Below are 15,253 nucleotides of genomic sequence, written 5' to 3'. Positions count from 1 at the left end.
TCCCGTCGGCCTGCCGCTCCCGCGATCCGAGGCGCGCCTCGGCCCTTGCGCCCATGCCCGAGGCGGACCGTCGCCCTTCCCCCCCCCATGACCTGAGCGGCGCCGCTGCTCGTCGCTCCCGTGCCCCGAGCCGCGCCGCCACCCTTCGCTCCCGCCCCCCGATCCACGTCGACGGGCGACCAAAGGGGTGAATCGGTAGAATTCAGGCATGGTGGAGCGGCCGGCCGCACCGACGGCGCCCGAGCTCGTCCTGGAGACCGACACCGGCTCCACGGTGATGAGCCCGGGCCACGACTATCACGTCGGACGCGACCCGTTGAGCGACATCGTCATCGACGATGCCCGGGTCTCGTGGCACCACGCGGTGCTGCGGCCCGAGGCCGACCACTGGACCCTCGAGGACGAGAACAGCACCAACGGCACCTACGCCGACGGCCGCCGCGTCCACGAGTGGGACGTCGGCCCCGGCAGCGTGATCCGCTTCGGCAGCCCCGCCGACGGCCCCTGCGCGGTCCTGCTGGGCCTGCCCACCCCCGAGCGCCCCTCGGCCGTGTCGATGCCGGGCCTGACCGGCACCTTCCGGCAGCCCACCGCCGTACGCCCGCTGCCCACCCGCACGGTCCGCATCGGCCGCGCCGACGACAACGACCTCGTCATCGACGACCTGGTCGTCTCCCGCCACCACGCCGAACTGCGCGCTCTGCCCGACGGCAGCTACGAGATCGCCGACCTCGGCAGTCACAACGGCACCTACCTCAACGGCCGGCCCGTCACGAGCGCCCCCCTCGCCCCCGGAGACATCGTCGGCATCGGCCACTCGGCGTTCTGCCTGGTCGGCGACACGCTTCAGGAGTACGTCGACACCGGCGAGGTCTCCCTCGACGTCCAGGACCTCACGGTCGCCGTCGACCACGGCCGCAAGACCCTGCTGGACCACGTGTCCTTCCCGGTGGGGGAGAAGTGCCTGCTCGCCGTCGTCGGCCCGTCCGGCGCCGGAAAGTCCACGCTCCTCAACGCCCTCACCGGCCAGCGCCCCGCCGACCACGGCACCGTCCTCTACGACGGCCGAGACCTCTACCGCGACTACGCCGAACTGCGCCAGCGCATCGGCCTGGTCCCGCAGGACGACATCCTGCACGCCCAGCTGACCGTCCGCAGCGCCCTGACCTACGCCGCCGAACTGCGCTTCCCGCAGGACACCGCGAAGGCCGAGCGCCGCGCACGCGTCGACGAGGTCATACGCGAACTCGGCCTGGAACAGCGCGCCCGGCAGCCCGTGCACAGCCTCTCCGGCGGACAGCGCAAGCGGGTCAGCGTGGCCCTGGAGCTGCTGACCAAGCCGTCCCTGCTCTTCCTGGACGAACCGACCTCCGGCCTGGACCCCGGCATGGACCGCTCGGTGATGCACATGCTGCGCGGCCTCGCCGACGACGGCCGCACGGTCATCGTCGTCACCCACAGCGTCCTGAGCCTCGACGTCTGCGACCGCCTCCTGGTCCTCGCCCCCGGCGGGCGGATCGCCTACTACGGACCGCCCGAGGACGCCCTCGCCTACTTCGGCTTCACCCAGTGGCCCGAGGCCTTCGAAGCCTTCGAACGCGACCAGGACCGCGACTGGGCGGGCGACTTCCACTCCTCGGCCTTCCACCACCAGTACGTCGCCGAGGCCACCGCACAGCCCCGGACGCCCCGCTCCGAACCGGTCATCATCGCGCCCCCGCCCAGGCCCCGCAGCCGCGGCGCCCAGCTCGGCACCCTGATCCGCCGCTACACCGCGGCCCTCGGCGCCGACCGCACCTTCCTCGCCATCATGATCGCGCTCCCCTTCGTCATGGGCGCCATGGCCCGGGCCCTCGCGGGCAGTCACCTCACCCGGGACACCGCCATGAACGCCCTGCTCATCCTGTGCGTCGGCGGCGTCCTCACCGGCGCCGCGAACGCCGTCCGCGAGCTGGTGAAGGAACGGGTGATCTACCAGCGGGAACGGGCCGTCGGCCTGTCCAGATCGGCGTACCTGATGTCCAAGGTCGTCGTGCTGGGCACGATCACCGTCGTGCAGGCGGTGGTCCTGACCCTGGTCGCCCTCCTCGGCGTCGACCTCAACGCACCCGACGGCGAAGGCGTGGTGATGCCGCCCCTTGCCGAGATCACGATCGCCGTCGCCCTGCTGGCGTTCACGGCGATGATGCTCGGTCTGCTCGTGTCCGCGCTGGTGCGCAAGGAGGAGGTGACGATGCCGCTGCTCGTGCTGCTCGCCATCGTCCAGGTCGTCTTCTGCGGTGCCCTGCTCAAGCTGGACGGCGTGCCCGGGCTGGAACAGCTGTCCTGGCTGGTGCCTTCCCGCTGGGCGCTCGGCGCGATGGCCGGCACCATCGGCCTCGCCCGGATCGTGCCCGGCGACCTCACCGGCGACCCGCTGTTCAAGCACTCGGCGGGCGTTTGGATGCTGAACATCGGCATGCTCGTCGTCCTGTCCGTGCTCTTCGGATACGTCGTCTCCCGGCTGCTGCGCCGCCACGAACCCGCGGTCATGCGGAAGTAGGCGCCGATGACGCCCCCCGGCTTCCGGCCCACCCACGTCGTCCCCGGCAACGGCATGCCCGCCTGGGAGGCCCCCGACCCCGCCCGCCCCACCGTGCCCCTGGACCCGCTCCTGCCGGTCCAGCTCGTGGAGCGGCGCGGCGACTGGGCGTACGTCCTGTGCGCCAACGGCTGGTCGGCCTGGGTCGACGGCCGCTACCTGGTCGCCGTACCCCAGGACCCGCCCGCCCCCGACAGCCCGCTCACCCGCGCCGCCGACCCGCGTCCCCTGCTGGCCCGCGCCGACGAGACCCTCGCCCGCTACCGGGCCGCCGTCGAGGAGCTGGGCCGCGGCGGCCTGGACGGGGAGGCCTTCCGGGGCCGCACCCGAGGGCTGCGGATCGGAGTGGTCGTCGACGGCGAGCATGTGTGGCTGTACGACGCGCAGCACGGACGCTGGGTGTACGCCGACGGGACCCGGCTCAGCACCTACGCCACCGACGAGGGGCCGCGGGCGGCCGGACCCGCCCCGACCGAGGTGCCCCACACGGGCGGGCACCCCCCGACCCAGGTCGTGACGCACGATGGCCCGTGAGACCAGCCTCTTCTCCGGCCGCCCCTCGGAACTGGTCGGCCGGCAGGTCGCGAGCTACCGCATCGAGCAGGAGATAGGCCGCGGTGGCATGGCCGTCGTCTACCGGGCCCGGGACCTGCGCCTGGACCGCACGGTCGCGCTGAAGCTGCTGGCCCCGGAGCTCGCCCGCAACGACACCTTCCGCAACCGTTTCAGCCACGAGTCCCGGGTGGCCGCCGCGATCGACCACCCGCACATCGTGCCCGTCTTCGAGGCGGGCGAGACGGACGGGGTGCTGTACATCGCCATGCGGTACGTCGCCGGCAGCGATCTGCGCCATCTCCTGGACCGCCAGGGGCCGCTGCCGCTGCCGACCGCGCTGCGGATCGCCACCCAGATCGCCTCAGCGCTCGACGCGGCCCACGAGCACGGGCTGGTCCACCGGGACGTGAAACCCGGCAACATCCTGGTCTCCCGGGGCACCGACAGCGACCACCCCGAGCACACCTACCTCACCGACTTCGGCCTCACGAAGAAGTCCCTGTCACTGACCGGGTTCACCACGGTCGGCCAGTTCGTCGGCACCCTCGACTACGTGGCCCCCGAGCAGATCTCGGGGCGACCGGTCGACGGCCGCTGCGACGTCTACGGTTTTGCCTGCGTGGTCTACGAGACCCTCACGGGCCACCCGCCCTTCCGCCGCGACGACGACATGGCCCTGCTGTGGGCCCACCAGTACGACGCCCCGCCGGCCCTCTCCGCCTCCCGCCCCGGCCTGCCCGCACCGCTCGACGCGGTGTTCGCGAAGGCCCTGGCCAAGACCCCCGACGAGCGCCACGACTCCTGCCTCGGCTTCGTCGCGGCCCTGCGCTCGGCGGCGACGGGCGGCCACCCGCCGACCGAGATCGCCCTGAAGACCGTAGAACCCCCGGAGACCCGCCCCAAGCCCCCGCCGTCCTGGGCGCAGCCGGTGGTCCGGGGACGGTAGTCGGTCCTGACCCAGTCCGTTCAACGGCACCCTGCGCGCCGGCAACCCGCGGTGGCCGGCCACGATGCCGAGGCCCTTGGAGCGGGCATGGACGCGGCCTTCGGCGATCCCCTCGACGAACACGTTCGTGACGTGGTGCGCCACGGGATGCCCGGCGCCCGGCGTCAGGGCCGCCTCCTTGATCGCGGCGAGTCCGGTGAGTTCACCCCGCCCTGCCTCACGCGTCAGCCGGTGTGATCTCCCCTTTGCGTCGCACCGGCCGTGCCAGCAGCGCGCCCAGGAAGCCGGTGACCAGGCCCCACAGGGCGCCGAGGCCGACCGCGGACCACAGTTGGGGTTGGAGGAACAGCTTGCCGCCCAGGCCGCCGAGGTCGCCGATGCCGAGGACCGACAGGCCGTAGTGGGCGGAGATCCGGCCCATGAGGCAGATCATGAGGACGGTGAGGGCGAGGGCGGCCGCCAGGTGCACGGCGTGCTGCCAGGCGCGGACGCTGATGGGGGAGCGGGCCGCCATGAGGAAGGCGACCGAGAGCAGCAGGACCGCGTCGACGACCACCAGCCACCAGACCCGGCCGTCGTGCTCGGCGAGGGTGCCCAGGTTGAGCGTGGCGGTGTCCGAGGTGCGCAGGACCTCGTCCAGGACGTGCGGCATGGGCAGCCCGAAGGGGCCCTCCACCCGGCCGGTCCAGGTGGCGCCGAGGCCGATGGTCAGGGTGAGCCAGACCAGGTTGGGCAGGCCCAGCAGGATCACCGCGAGGGTCTCCGGCACATGCCCGCGGGTCACGGCGACGACCAGGGCGATGAGGGCGCCGAGGACGACGTAGGCGAGGAGGGCCACCACCATGGCGTGCGCCGCGGGCCGCACCGACTCCTGGAGGCGCAGCAGTCGCCCCGGCAGGGGAGCCCGGCGCGAGACCAGCAGGGCCAGCACCAGGACACCCGCCGACCACAGCAGTCCGAACAAGAGGGTCTGCGGTACGTCCGTGGTGAAGCCGACCTCGGGGGAGACACCGAAGAGATCGCCCAGGTCGCTCAGCGTGTCGTCGCCGAGGGAGAGCTTGAACGTCTGGCGGGCCGCGTAGGCCGGGGCGAGGAGCGCCAGGAGCCACAGGACGGCGATCCGGGCGGCCCATCCGGTGAGTTCCCGGCCGCCGGCGACGGCCCGGTGCCGCAGCGGCCGCAGGAACCCCGCGCCGAGCACCAGCGCACCGGTCAGGGTGACGGACAGGGGGATCACGGTCAGGCCGGCCTTGCTGCCGGCGAGCCCTCCCGCGCTTCCCGAGAGCTTGACCGTGCCGCCGACGGCCGTGACGACCGTCGCCGCGACGACCCGCGGGAACGCGTGGTCCGGCAGGTCGGACGCGCCCGCCGCCCACAGTCCGAGGGCCGCGACCACCCCCATGACGATCACCGTGACCAGGACCGTGGCCACGGCCTGCGCCCAGCCGTGGCGGGCGAGGACTGCCTGGTCGAAGGGGCGTTGGGGGCTCACCCTGCCACGCTAAGCAGCGGGGGGACGGGCCGCCTGCCGGGAGGTCCGTCCGCGTCCGCTTGCGGGCCGTACCGGACCGGAGCAAACAATAGGTATGTCGCGGAAAAATGCGGCTTAATCGGGGCAATCGGATCGCATGCCGCAGGAGTCCCGCGTCGGGAAGAAGCACTCGTGAGTGTCGAACCGCCCTCGTCGGGCCGTCCCACCGGGCCGCCGTCCGGCCCCCTGTCGGGCCCCTCGCAGCCGCCTTCGGGCCCGCCCTCGCAGCCCCCCGGCAGCAGTGGCGGAACATCCGCGCCCGAGCCGCGGCACCCCTGGTGGAGATCGGTGCCCCGGGTCGCCCTGATCGCCACCGCGGTGGTCGCCGCGGTGGTCCTCGCGGTCGTGTTCACCCGCTCCGGCGGCGGTGGGTCCACCTCGGCGGGCGGTGACGGAGAGGTCTTCCTCCAGGCCGCGGGCAAGACGGGCCCCGAGCCCTTCACCGAGTCGACCGCGAAGGACAGCTCGGTGCCACCGGTGTCCGCCACCCCGACCGGCTCCTCGGAACCCGCGAACGCCGTGCGCGCAGTGGACGGCGCCGCCCCCGGTCTCTACGGCGGCACCCGCAACGTCTCCAGCTGCGACGTCGAGAAGCAGATCAAGGCCCTTGGGGCGGACCCCGAGAAGAACAGCGTGTTCGCCTCCGTCGCCGGTGTCCGGCCGTCCCAGGTCCCCGCCTTCCTCCGCTCGCTCACACCCGTCCAGCTGCGCATGGACACCCGCGTCACCAACCACGGCTACCGGGACGGCGCCGCCACCAGCTACCAGGCCGTCCTCCAGGCTGGCACCGCCGTCCTCGTCGACGACCACGGAGTGCCCCGCACCCGCTGCGCCTGCGGAAACCCGCTGACCCCGCCGGTCGCCCAGCAGACCACGCCGAAGCGCACCGGCGACACCTGGGCGTCGTACCACCCCTCGAACGTGGTCGTGGTCGCGCCGTCGACGACCGTCATCAACATCTTCGTGATCTACGACCCCGACCACCACGACTGGATCGCCCGGCACCGCGGCGACACCGGGGGCAAGGACCACAAGACCCATCCGCCGGTCAAGCCGTCCCCGTCGGTGACCGTGTCCACGCCGACCCCGCCGACGACCCCCAGCGCACCCACGTCCCCGGCCTCCCCGTCGCCCTGCGTCTCGACGTCGACCGGAGCCGGAACGCCCACCGGAAAGCCGTCCGGGTCGCCGCGACCGTGCCCTCCCGCCCTGATCGCCCCGTCCTCGCCGCCCCCGAGCTCGCCGTCCCAGCAGCCGCCGAGCAGCGAATCCCCAGGTGAGCCCGTCGCACCCGGATCCTCGTCACCGCAGCCGCCCCTCGCCTCGGACACCACCTCGGGGACGAACCAGTCGGGTCCCCTGGACAGCGGTCCGGTGTCCTAGGCGGTGTGACGCGTCACCTGGACTGCGACGCGCGACTCTGGGTACGAGCACTGGTGCAGCAGCGTCCGGCCAGTCCGGCTTCCGAGAGAGAAACGCATGATCGATCACCTGGACGGGGCAGTGATACCGACTGGTTTCGACGTGCCCGTGGAACCCCTACGGCAGGCGGCGCACTACACCGGGGAGCCGGGAAGCATAGCCGAGGCGCGGTCGTTCGCCGCGGACTTCCTCGGCAAGCTGAGGACCGAGTGGTGTGCCGCCATCGGCGACCGAGCCGAGCAGGAGGTGCTCCTCGTGGTGAGCGAGCTCGTCACCAACGCCGACCGGCACAGCAACGGGCCCTACATCCTCGAGCTGGAGGGCACCGACGCCGAGGTCGCCGTCACGGTCTACGACAGCAGTGCCGCACTGCCCCGCAGGTTCCCGCGGGACCCCGAGCGCGTCGGCCGGCACGGTCTGGAGATCGTGCACGTCCTGGCGCGGGAGGTCGGGGCGGAGCGCGTACCGGTGGGCAAGCGGGTCAGGGCCGTCCTGGGCTTCGACGGCAACGACTGAGCCCGCGGGGGCGCTGGGAACACAGGGAACGGGTGCCGTCCGTGGACGGCACCCGCTTTTCGCTGTCCGTGGACGGCACCCGCTTTTCGCTGTCCGTGGGTACTCGCTGTCCGTGTGTGCTCAGGCGCAGCCCAGCTCGCCCAGCATGCCCTCGCGCAGCCGCGTGATGATCCGCTTGATCAGCCGGGACACATGCATCTGCGAGCAGCCGAGCCGCTCACCGATCTCCGACTGGGTGGCCTCCTCCACGAACCGCATGTGGATGATCTCCCGGTCCCTGTCGCTGAGCTCGGCCATCAGGGGGGCGAGCGACTGGAAGTCCTCGACGAGCCGCAGCCCGTCCTCCTCCACGCCGATGAAGTCGGCGAGGACCGCCTCGCCGCCCTCGGGGCCGTCGCCGGTCAGGGCGGCGTCCAGGGACGAGGAGTTGTAGCCGTTCGAGGCGATCTGTGCCTCGATCACCTCGTTCTCGGAGATGTTCATCAGGGTGGCGAGCTCGGCCACCGTGGGGTCGCGGTCCAGCCGGCTGCCGAGTTCCTCACGCGCCTTGGCCAGCTCGACGCGCAGCTCCTGAAGGCGCCGCGGGACATGCACCGCCCAGGTGGTGTCACGGAAGAAACGCTTGATCTCGCCGACGATGTAGGGCAGCGCGAACGACGTGAACTCGACCTCGCGGGACACCTCGAACCGGTCGATCGCCTTGATCAGGCCGATCATGCCGGTCTGGACGATGTCCTCCATGTCGTCGCCGCGGCCGCGGAACCTTCCGGCCGCGAAGCGTACGAGCGACATGTTCATCTCGATGAGGGTGTTGCGCGCGTACTGGTACTCGTGCGTCCCCTCCTCGAGCTCGGCCAGACGCCTGAAGAACTGACGGGACAGCTCCCGCGCGTCCCGCGGGGCGACGGACCGCGGTTCCTCGACTCCCGGCAGGGGCGTCCCACCCGTCCTGGTCCCGCTGGCGTGCTCGGTGACCTGTGCCTCCGAACGGTTCACGGCGGTGACGACGGTATGCATTACCTCTCCCACGAAAGTCACGGCTCGACGTCTGCCTCTTCGGCCTGGGTTGTCTCGGGTACTGCGGATGGTACGAGGCCTGCCGTGTACCCGGAACGCGTCGACATATGCGTCCCCGGACCACCGGCCGACCAATAGCCCGCAGCTCCCTCACGTTGCGCGTACCCGGGGAGTGACGACACATGCCCACCGAGTTGCGGGGTGGCGTGAAATCGACGGTGCTCAGGCGGCGAGCCGGGTCGCGACGATCAGTTCGAACAGGTAGCGCTTGGTGATCCGGCCGCCGTGGCGCGTCTCGATCAGCTCCCGGATACCGGCCAGGAGGCCTTCGCGGCGGGTGCTGTCGAGGGCCCGGTGGCCCGAATAGGTGAGGAGCACGTCGAGGTACTCGTCGGCGGTGTAGGTGATGTCCTGTTCGAAGCGGGTCACCGTGAGCTCACCGAAACGCGGAGAGGCCTCGAAGTCCACCGTGTCCGAATCGATCTCCGACGACGCCCGCAGCCGCAGCCCGGGCGGTGTGGCCGGATCCCAGCGTTCGTAGCACTCCTGGGCCCGCGCGAAGAAGTCGGTCGTGCCGCCGGCCACATGGTGGGTGACGACGACAGCGAGGCGTCCCCCGGCACGGAGCGCGTCCGCCGTCTTCTCCATGCGGACGGCCGGGTCGATCCAGTGGAAGGCGGTCGCGCAGGCGACCAGGTCGAAGGGCTGTGCCGGCAGCGGCCAGCGCTCGAACTCGGCGTTGTGCACCTCGACCCGCGGGAACCCGGCGAGCCGCCGCCGGGCCACCGCTGCCATCGCGTCGCCCAGTTCCACGGCCGTGAGGTGACAGCCGAACCCGGCCAGCGCCCGGGTGAGTTGGCCGGTACCGGGTGCCACCTCCAGGACCCGGCTCCGCGGGCCGAGTTCCGCCACCCGTGCCAACTCCCCGACCAGCGCCGGTGGATAGGCCGGGCGCGCCCTGTCGTACAGTTCCGCCGCCTCGTTGAACGTCTCCCGCAGCACCGGCCCACCTTCCCGTCGTCGATTCCACCCAGGGCAGAATGCCGCCCCCTTCCCATGGCGGCCACGGAATTTAGGCTGACCCGGTGAGCAATCAAGCGCCGAACCAAGCCCGCGTGATCCCCCTGCGCCCGCAGTCCGCGCGCCCGGGGACCGCCCGCCCCGTGTCCGAACGCCCCGCCGCGGCACCGCCCGGGGAGCCCTCCGCCGACAGGGCCAGGGAACCTCTGTGGCGTGACCTCGTCGGAGACGTCCTGCGCCGCGAGCGCCTCGTCCAGGAGCGTACGCTCAAGGACGTCGCCGACGCGGCCCGGATCTCGATGCCCTACCTCTCCGAGGTGGAGCGCGGCCGCAAGGAGGCCTCCTCCGAGGTCCTCGCGGCCGCCGCCCACGCCCTGGGCCTCGGCCTCGGCGATCTGCTCTCCCTGGCCCAGGGGGAGCTCACCCGGCACTCGGCGCGCAGCCGCCGTGCAGTGCCGGGATCGCCGTACGACGGGATGTGCCTGGCGGCCTGAACTGGCGGGCCCGGCGCCTCAGACCGTCACGAGGCGCCGGCTCACCACCTCGTCGGCCAGCCCGTACTCCACGGCCTCCTGCGCGGTGAACACCTTGTCGCGGTCCATGTCCGCGCGCAGGGTCGCGATGTCGTGGCGGGTGTGGCGGGCCAGCACCTCCTCCACCTGGGAGCGGATGCGGACCATCTCCTTGGCCTGCAGGGCGAGATCGGAGATCGCTCCGCGGCTGCCGCCGGAGGCGGGCTGGCCGAGCAGCACGCGCGCGTGCTCCAGCACGAGCCGCCGCCCGGGATCCCCGCCGGCCAGCAGCACGGCCGCGGTGGACGCCGCCTGGCCCACGCACAGCGTCGAGATCGGCGCCTGCACGTAGGTCATCGTGTCGTAGATCGCCATCAGCGAGGTGAACGATCCACCGGGGGAGTTGATGTAGATCGAGATCTCGTTCTCCGGCGCCGCCGACTCCAGGTGCAGGAGCTGTGCGATCACCACGTTGGCCACCCCGTCGTCGATCTCGGTGCCGAGGAAGATGATCCGCTCGGACAGCAGGCGGCTGAACACGTCGGAGGACCGCTCGCCGTGCGCGGTGCGCTCGACGACGTAGGGAATCGTGTAGTTCGCCATGTCAGAGCCCCATCCGTCGCTTCGAGGCGGCCGGGCGGACATCGGCGAGCGACTCCACGACCCGGTCCACCATGCCGTACTCCCTGGCCTCCTCGGCCGTGAACCAGCGGTCGCGGTCACCGTCGCGGGCGATGGTCTCCGGCGTCTGGCCGGTGTTCTCGGCGATGAGCCGCTCCATGGTCTGCTTGCTGTGCTCCAGGTTCTCCGCCTGGATCTCGATGTCGGCGGTGGTCCCGCCGATGCCCGCCGAACCCTGGTGCATCATGATCCGCGCGTTCGGCAGGGCGTACCGCTTGCCGGGCGTGCCGCCGCAGAGCAGGAACTGGCCCATGCTCGCCGCGAAGCCCATGGCGAGCGTCGACACGTCGTTGGGGATCAGCCGCATCGTGTCGTAGATGGCGAGGCCCGCGTACACGGAACCGCCCGGACTGTTGATGTACAGGCTGATGTCGGTGCGCGGGTCCTCCCCGGACAGGACCAGCAGCTGTGAGCAGACCCGGTTCGCGGAGACCTCGTCGACCTGGGTGCCCAGCAGCACGATGCGCTGGGCGAGGAGCTGGGCGGCCAGTTGGTCGTCGAAACGGGTGGGAGGGGTGTCGCCCTCGGCACGGATGGAAGTCATGGGCGGTCCTCGTGGTCGTAGGGATGCCGTCGGCTCCACTCTTGACCTCGGACGACCCCCCGAAGCGGTTTCTCTGCCGGTGGCAGATTCGCCACCGGCAGAGCGCGGGCCCCGGGGGTGTGCTCAGCCCTTCTCGCGCAGCTGCCGGAAGAACGCCCGCACGTCGTCGACCAGCAGGTCCGGCTCCTCCATCGCCGCGAAGTGGCCGCCCCGGTCGAACTCGGTCCAGCGCACGAGGTTCTCGGTGCGTTCGGCCCTGTGCCGCAGCGGGAGCTGGATCTCCGCCGGGAAGACGGCGAGGGCGGTCGGCGCGGTCGACGGTTCGGTGGGGCGGGCCGCCCTCGCGCCCGTGGCGTGGGCCCGCTCGTAGTAGATCCGGGCGGCCGAACCGGCGGTGCCTGTCAGCCAGTACAGCATCACGTTGGTCAGCAGCCGGTCCCGGTCCACGGCCTCCTCGGGCAGCTCCGCGGAGTCGGTCCACTCCTGGAACTTCTCGACGATCCAGGCGAGTTGGCCGACCGGTGAGTCGGTCAGCGCGTAGGCGAGGGTCTGCGGCCGGGTGGAGTGCAGTACGGCGTACCCGGTGCCCTCGCCCGACCAGGCGCTCCACCGACGCCACGACTCCAGGGCGCGTTCCCGCTCCCCGGGTTCGAGCGCGGCGAGTTCGTCCTCGGTCGGTTCGCTGGTGGCCTGTGCGCCGGGCAGCAGGTTGAGGTGGATGCCGATGATCCGCTCGGGGTGGGCGCGGCCCAGTTCCCGGGAGATCGCCGAGCCCCAGTCCCCGCCCTGGGCGCCGAACCGCTCGTAGCCGAGGCGCGTCATCAGCTCGGCCCAGGCGTCGGCGATCCGGCCCGCCTCCCAGCCCGTGTCGGCGGGCGGCCCGGACAGCCCGAAACCGGGGATGCTCGGTACGACGACGTGGAAGGCGTCGGCCGGGTCGCCGCCGTGGGCCGCCGGATCGGTCAACGGGCCCACCACGTCCAGGAACTCGACGATCGAGCCCGGCCAGCCGTGCGTGATGACCAGCGGGGTGGCGTCCGGCTCGGGGGAGCGGACGTGGGCGAAGTGCACGGTCGACCCGTCGATGACGGTCGTGAACTGCGGCCACGCGTTCAGCCGCGCCTCGGCCGCGCGCCAGTCGTAGGAGTGCCGCCAGTGGTGCGCGAGTTCGCGCAGATACGCGGCCGGCACGCCGTACGCCCAGCCCGTGGCCGAGAGGTCGTCGGGCCAGCGGGTGCGGTCGAGCCGGTCGTGCAGGTCGTCGAGGTCGCTCCGCGGAATGTCGAGGCGGAAGGGCGTGATGCTGTCGCTTGACGTCATGCGGGGATGCTAGGCCGCACCCGTGTATGAGCCACGTGGATTAACCGGCTGCCCGACCGATGAGTTCCGCGCCGAGGATCGGTCCTCAGAGACGACCGCACTACGACGCCTCAGGAGGAAACCATGGCGAGCAGGCCTTTCACCACGTGTCTCTGGTTCGACGGCCAGGCCGAGGAAGCCGCGCACTACTACGTCTCGGTCTTCAAGGACTCCACCCTCGGGAGGGTCACCCACTATCCCGAGGGCGCGATGCAGCCCGCCGGGACCGTCCTGACGGTGGACTTCACCGCCAACGGACAGGACTTCGTCGCCCTCAACGGCGGACCGCAGTTCAAGTTCACCGAAGCCGTCTCCTTCCAGATCCTCTGCGCGGACCAGGAGGAGATCGACTACTACTGGACCAGGCTCACCGAGGGCGGCGGCGAGCCCGGCCCCTGCGGCTGGCTCAAGGACCGTTACGGGCTGTCGTGGCAGGTCGTGCCCGAGGGGCTCGCCGACATGGTGGGCGACCCGGATCCGGAGAAGGCGGCCCGCGTCACCAAGGCGTTCATGGCGATGAGCAAGTTCGACGTGGCCGCCCTGGAGAAGGCGTACGCGGGCGGGTGAGCGTCAGCCGGAGGGCGTCCGGCCGACCACCCGCGTGATCTCCCGGGCGATCCGCAGGATGCCGGGGGAGCGGACCGGGCAGGGCCTGGGCCTGGGGGTCGTGGGCGCCAGACAGAAGTGCAGGTAGTCCGTGTCGAGGTGCAGGGCGGTGCGGTCGCGGTCCGGCTGGGTGCAGTAGGCGGGATGCTCGTGCTCGTAGGCGGTGCACGGCAGGTACTGCACCCAGGTGTACCGGGCCCCGGCGGGCGCCACCGTCGCGCCCGCGTCGGCGACCACGTCGCCGGAGGCGGCCGCCTGCTCCTCGTACAGCTCGTTCACGCGCCGGATCCGGTCGGGGGTGAGCGGGTCCGGGCCCTGCGCCACCCACACGATCCGCGGCCGCCGCGCGCCGCCCGCCGCCGCGATCTGGTCGGTCAGCCGGCGCAGGTCGGTCCGGTACCTGCTGAAGTACTTCCGCGGCGAGGCGGCATGGGTGATCCCGTCCATGCACCATGTGTAGCCCCACGCGTTGCCCCAGAACTGCAGCACCACGACGTCCGGGTGCAGTGCACGGACCAGCGCGGCCGCCTTGTCCCGGTCGGGCACCAGCGACTTCTTGCCGGTGCCCTCCAGGTAGTCGCACAGGGTGGTCCCCGAGTACGGCGCGCTCGTGTACGTCGCCCGCAGGTCCCGGCGCAGCTCCTGCCCGAGGACCTGCTGGGCCTCCGTGGCGAGCGAGTCGCCGAGGTACAGCACCCGCGGGGCGACGACGGCCGCGGAGGCGCTCGGCGAGGTCTGGGCGCGCCGATGCGTGGTGGCCGCGCGGGGCACGTCCGGGGTCGGTGGCGCCGTCTCCGGCCCGTCCGAGGGGTCGGAGCAGGCACCGAGCAGCAGGACTGCGCCCAGTAACCCCACGATCCACGGTGCCCGCATGCGCGACTCCCGCCCCGGTCGCCGAAAACGGTTCCCCAGGCAAGCACAGCCGGGCCCAGGGGGGAAGACGCGCGGCACCGGTTTCAGCCGCCGTCCGGGCCCTCCAGGAAGTCCGCCGGCTCGGTCAGCGGCAGCGGCTTGGTCAGACGGGCGTCGAACCCGGCCGCCCGGGACAGTGCGCCGTCGGTGCCCTGGCTGAAGCCGGGGACCGCGACGAGCCGAAGCCGCTCGCCGTCCGGCCGGGCCCGTATCCGGCGGGCGACCGTGGGGCCGTCGATGTCCGGCAACCCCAGGTCGCACAGGACGACGTCGAATACCTGCGCCTCGGTCGCGGTGAGCGCGGCGGTGCCGGTGTGCACGGTCGTCACCCGGTGCCCCTGCCGCTCCAGCAGGGTGCGACAGGTCGCGGCCAGGTCCGCGTTGTCCTCCACGATCAGCAGGGCCAGCCAGCCAGCCGGCCAGCCAGCCGGCGTGGCGTGGAGCGGGCGGCCGGGGGCCGGGGCGCGGCGGGACTGCGGAGCCGGTGGTGGGCAGGACCACCGTGAACGCGGCGTCCCTGCCGGGCCCGTCGCTGTGCGCGCCGATCCGGCCGTGGTGCCGCTCCGCGACGGTCCGGCGCGACGGCGACCCCAAGCCCCAGGCCCGCCGGCGTGTCGGGACCGGCCGGGGCCGCCCGTATACACCTCCGTGCGGCCGCCCGGCCGGGTGTACTTGAGCGCGTTCGACCACAGGTTCGTCAGCACCTGCGCGAGCCGCCAGCCGGTCGCCGTCCACGACGAGGGCCGCGGCGGGCAGCCGTACGCCGAGGGTGGTGCTCGTGTGCGAAGAGGCCGCGGATGTCCGCGCAGGCGCCCTCCGCGACCGAGCGCATGTCGACCGGTTCCCGCACCAGCTCAAGGCGCCCGATCACCGCCCGGGTGCCGTCCAGGAGGTCGTTGCTCAACCTGGCCAGGGTGCCGAGCTGCCGCTTCAGGACGGCCGGCGCCGGATGGCCCTCCGGCAGGTCCAGGGCGAGCAGTTCGGTGGCGGCGGTCGCGGCCGCGAGGTGGGTGCGCGGCTCGTCCTCGATCAGGGCGAGGCGCGGGCGGTT

Annotated in this window: 17 protein-coding genes; 8 read left to right on the top strand and 9 right to left on the bottom strand. The window is 72.3% G+C overall.

What is annotated here, in order from left to right; translation table 11 throughout:
- The first annotated feature begins 208 nt into the window (after nt 1–208).
- From ACFYZ8_RS08095 to ACFYZ8_RS08080, 4 genes are all read left to right on the top strand, one after another.
- Nucleotides 209–2,542 (top strand): FHA domain-containing protein, encoded by a 2,334-nt coding sequence (locus ACFYZ8_RS08095; protein ID WP_388531383.1) that lies wholly within the window; start codon nt 209–211, stop codon nt 2,540–2,542.
- A 6-nt stretch (nt 2,543–2,548) separates the two neighbouring features.
- Nucleotides 2,549–3,115 carry a hypothetical protein gene (locus ACFYZ8_RS08090; protein ID WP_388531385.1) on the top strand — a complete coding sequence of 189 codons (567 nt, stop codon included), beginning with the start codon at nt 2,549–2,551 and terminating at the stop codon, nt 3,113–3,115.
- A complete protein-coding gene (locus ACFYZ8_RS08085) occupies nt 3,105–4,082 on the top strand; it encodes a serine/threonine-protein kinase (RefSeq protein WP_388531387.1) in 978 nt (325 codons plus the stop codon). Before ACFYZ8_RS08090 ends, ACFYZ8_RS08085 begins: the two co-directional genes overlap by 11 nt.
- 87 nt (nt 4,083–4,169) lie before the next feature.
- On the top strand, nt 4,170–4,319 hold the full coding sequence (locus ACFYZ8_RS08080) for a hypothetical protein (protein ID WP_388531389.1): 150 nt from the start codon (nt 4,170–4,172) through the stop codon (nt 4,317–4,319).
- Here the strand turns inward: ACFYZ8_RS08080 and ACFYZ8_RS08075 are convergent.
- Nucleotides 4,300–5,574 (bottom strand): streptophobe family protein, encoded by a 1,275-nt coding sequence (locus ACFYZ8_RS08075; RefSeq protein ID WP_388531391.1) that lies wholly within the window; start codon nt 5,572–5,574, stop codon nt 4,300–4,302. The genes ACFYZ8_RS08080 and ACFYZ8_RS08075 overlap by 20 nt on opposite strands.
- Nucleotides 5,575–5,745: 171 nt before the next feature.
- On the opposite strand from ACFYZ8_RS08075, the gene ACFYZ8_RS08070 reads away from it, so the two are divergent.
- Nucleotides 5,746–6,996 (top strand): DUF6777 domain-containing protein, encoded by a 1,251-nt coding sequence (locus ACFYZ8_RS08070; RefSeq protein WP_388531393.1) that lies wholly within the window; start codon nt 5,746–5,748, stop codon nt 6,994–6,996.
- 96 nt (nt 6,997–7,092) lie between these two features.
- Entirely contained in the window at nt 7,093–7,551 is a 459-nt protein-coding gene (locus ACFYZ8_RS08065; protein ID WP_359036869.1) for an ATP-binding protein, read from the top strand.
- Nucleotides 7,552–7,671: 120 nt separating this feature from the next.
- Here the strand turns inward: ACFYZ8_RS08065 and ACFYZ8_RS08060 are convergent, their stop codons facing one another.
- Nucleotides 7,672–8,568: an RNA polymerase sigma factor SigF gene (locus tag ACFYZ8_RS08060; RefSeq protein ID WP_359036867.1), complete on the bottom strand. Its 897-nt coding sequence runs from the start codon at nt 8,566–8,568 to the stop codon at nt 7,672–7,674.
- Nucleotides 8,569–8,790: 222 nt separating this feature from the next.
- Nucleotides 8,791–9,570, bottom strand: a complete 780-nt coding sequence (locus ACFYZ8_RS08055) for a class I SAM-dependent methyltransferase (protein WP_359036864.1) — start codon at nt 9,568–9,570, stop codon at nt 8,791–8,793.
- Nucleotides 9,571–9,653: 83 nt separating this feature from the next.
- Here ACFYZ8_RS08055 and ACFYZ8_RS08050 point away from each other — a divergent pair, with 83 nt between their 5' ends.
- Nucleotides 9,654–10,082, top strand: coding sequence for a helix-turn-helix domain-containing protein (locus tag ACFYZ8_RS08050; RefSeq protein WP_388531395.1), 429 nt, complete (start codon nt 9,654–9,656; stop codon nt 10,080–10,082).
- 18 nt (nt 10,083–10,100) lie between these two features.
- On the opposite strand, the gene ACFYZ8_RS08045 is transcribed toward ACFYZ8_RS08050, so the two are convergent.
- The 3 genes from ACFYZ8_RS08045 to ACFYZ8_RS08035 all read right to left on the bottom strand — a co-directional run bounded on the left by ACFYZ8_RS08045 (nt 10,101) and on the right by ACFYZ8_RS08035 (nt 12,645).
- Entirely contained in the window at nt 10,101–10,703 is a 603-nt protein-coding gene (locus ACFYZ8_RS08045; protein WP_359036860.1) for an ATP-dependent Clp protease proteolytic subunit, read from the bottom strand.
- Nucleotide 10,704: 1 nt separating this feature from the next.
- Nucleotides 10,705–11,325 (bottom strand): ClpP family protease, encoded by a 621-nt coding sequence (locus tag ACFYZ8_RS08040; protein ID WP_388531397.1) that lies wholly within the window; start codon nt 11,323–11,325, stop codon nt 10,705–10,707.
- Between the two features lie 123 nt (nt 11,326–11,448).
- A complete protein-coding gene (locus ACFYZ8_RS08035) occupies nt 11,449–12,645 on the bottom strand; it encodes an epoxide hydrolase family protein (protein ID WP_388531399.1) in 1,197 nt (398 codons plus the stop codon).
- Between the two features lie 123 nt (nt 12,646–12,768).
- Here ACFYZ8_RS08035 and ACFYZ8_RS08030 point away from each other — a divergent pair, with 123 nt between their 5' ends.
- Nucleotides 12,769–13,251 carry a VOC family protein gene (locus ACFYZ8_RS08030; protein ID WP_388531401.1) on the top strand — a complete coding sequence of 161 codons (483 nt, stop codon included), beginning with the start codon at nt 12,769–12,771 and terminating at the stop codon, nt 13,249–13,251.
- Between the two features lie 3 nt (nt 13,252–13,254).
- On the opposite strand, the gene ACFYZ8_RS08025 is transcribed toward ACFYZ8_RS08030, so the two are convergent.
- The 3 genes from ACFYZ8_RS08025 to ACFYZ8_RS08015 all read right to left on the bottom strand — a co-directional run bounded on the left by ACFYZ8_RS08025 (nt 13,255) and on the right by ACFYZ8_RS08015 (nt 15,106).
- Complete coding sequence (locus tag ACFYZ8_RS08025) at nt 13,255–14,163, bottom strand: SGNH/GDSL hydrolase family protein (RefSeq protein ID WP_388531402.1); 909 nt, start codon at nt 14,161–14,163, stop codon at nt 13,255–13,257.
- 83 nt (nt 14,164–14,246) lie between these two features.
- Nucleotides 14,247–14,594 carry a response regulator gene (locus ACFYZ8_RS08020; RefSeq protein ID WP_388531404.1) on the bottom strand — a complete coding sequence of 116 codons (348 nt, stop codon included), beginning with the start codon at nt 14,592–14,594 and terminating at the stop codon, nt 14,247–14,249.
- Nucleotides 14,595–14,899: 305 nt separating this feature from the next.
- Nucleotides 14,900–15,106 (bottom strand): hypothetical protein, encoded by a 207-nt coding sequence (locus tag ACFYZ8_RS08015; protein ID WP_388531406.1) that lies wholly within the window; start codon nt 15,104–15,106, stop codon nt 14,900–14,902.
- Between the last annotated feature and the right edge of the window lie 147 nt (nt 15,107–15,253).

Source organism: Streptomyces sp. NPDC001668, assembly GCF_042893155.1.
GTDB lineage: Bacteria > Actinomycetota > Actinomycetes > Streptomycetales > Streptomycetaceae > Streptomyces.
The sequence above is the reverse complement of the archived record's forward strand: the minus strand, read 5'-3'. Positions and strand labels throughout refer to the sequence as shown.

Bases quoted from the DNA above. Each gene is read 5' to 3' on its own strand.
- ACFYZ8_RS08080 (WP_388531389.1), top strand. From the start codon at position 4,170: ATGGACGCGGCCTTCGGCGATCCCCTCGACGAACACGTTCGTGACGTG.
- ACFYZ8_RS08065 (WP_359036869.1), top strand. From the start codon at position 7,093: ATGATCGATCACCTGGACGGGGCAGTGATACCGACTGGTTTCGACGTG.
- ACFYZ8_RS08095 (WP_388531383.1), top strand. From the start codon at position 209: ATGGTGGAGCGGCCGGCCGCACCGACGGCGCCCGAGCTCGTCCTGGAG.
- ACFYZ8_RS08045 (WP_359036860.1), bottom strand. From the start codon at position 10,703: ATGGCGAACTACACGATTCCCTACGTCGTCGAGCGCACCGCGCACGGC.
- ACFYZ8_RS08025 (WP_388531402.1), bottom strand. From the start codon at position 14,163: ATGCGGGCACCGTGGATCGTGGGGTTACTGGGCGCAGTCCTGCTGCTC.
- ACFYZ8_RS08090 (WP_388531385.1), top strand. From the start codon at position 2,549: ATGACGCCCCCCGGCTTCCGGCCCACCCACGTCGTCCCCGGCAACGGC.
- ACFYZ8_RS08060 (WP_359036867.1), bottom strand. From the start codon at position 8,568: ATGCATACCGTCGTCACCGCCGTGAACCGTTCGGAGGCACAGGTCACC.
- ACFYZ8_RS08030 (WP_388531401.1), top strand. From the start codon at position 12,769: ATGGCGAGCAGGCCTTTCACCACGTGTCTCTGGTTCGACGGCCAGGCC.
- ACFYZ8_RS08040 (WP_388531397.1), bottom strand. From the start codon at position 11,325: ATGACTTCCATCCGTGCCGAGGGCGACACCCCTCCCACCCGTTTCGAC.
- ACFYZ8_RS08085 (WP_388531387.1), top strand. From the start codon at position 3,105: ATGGCCCGTGAGACCAGCCTCTTCTCCGGCCGCCCCTCGGAACTGGTC.
- ACFYZ8_RS08035 (WP_388531399.1), bottom strand. From the start codon at position 12,645: ATGACGTCAAGCGACAGCATCACGCCCTTCCGCCTCGACATTCCGCGG.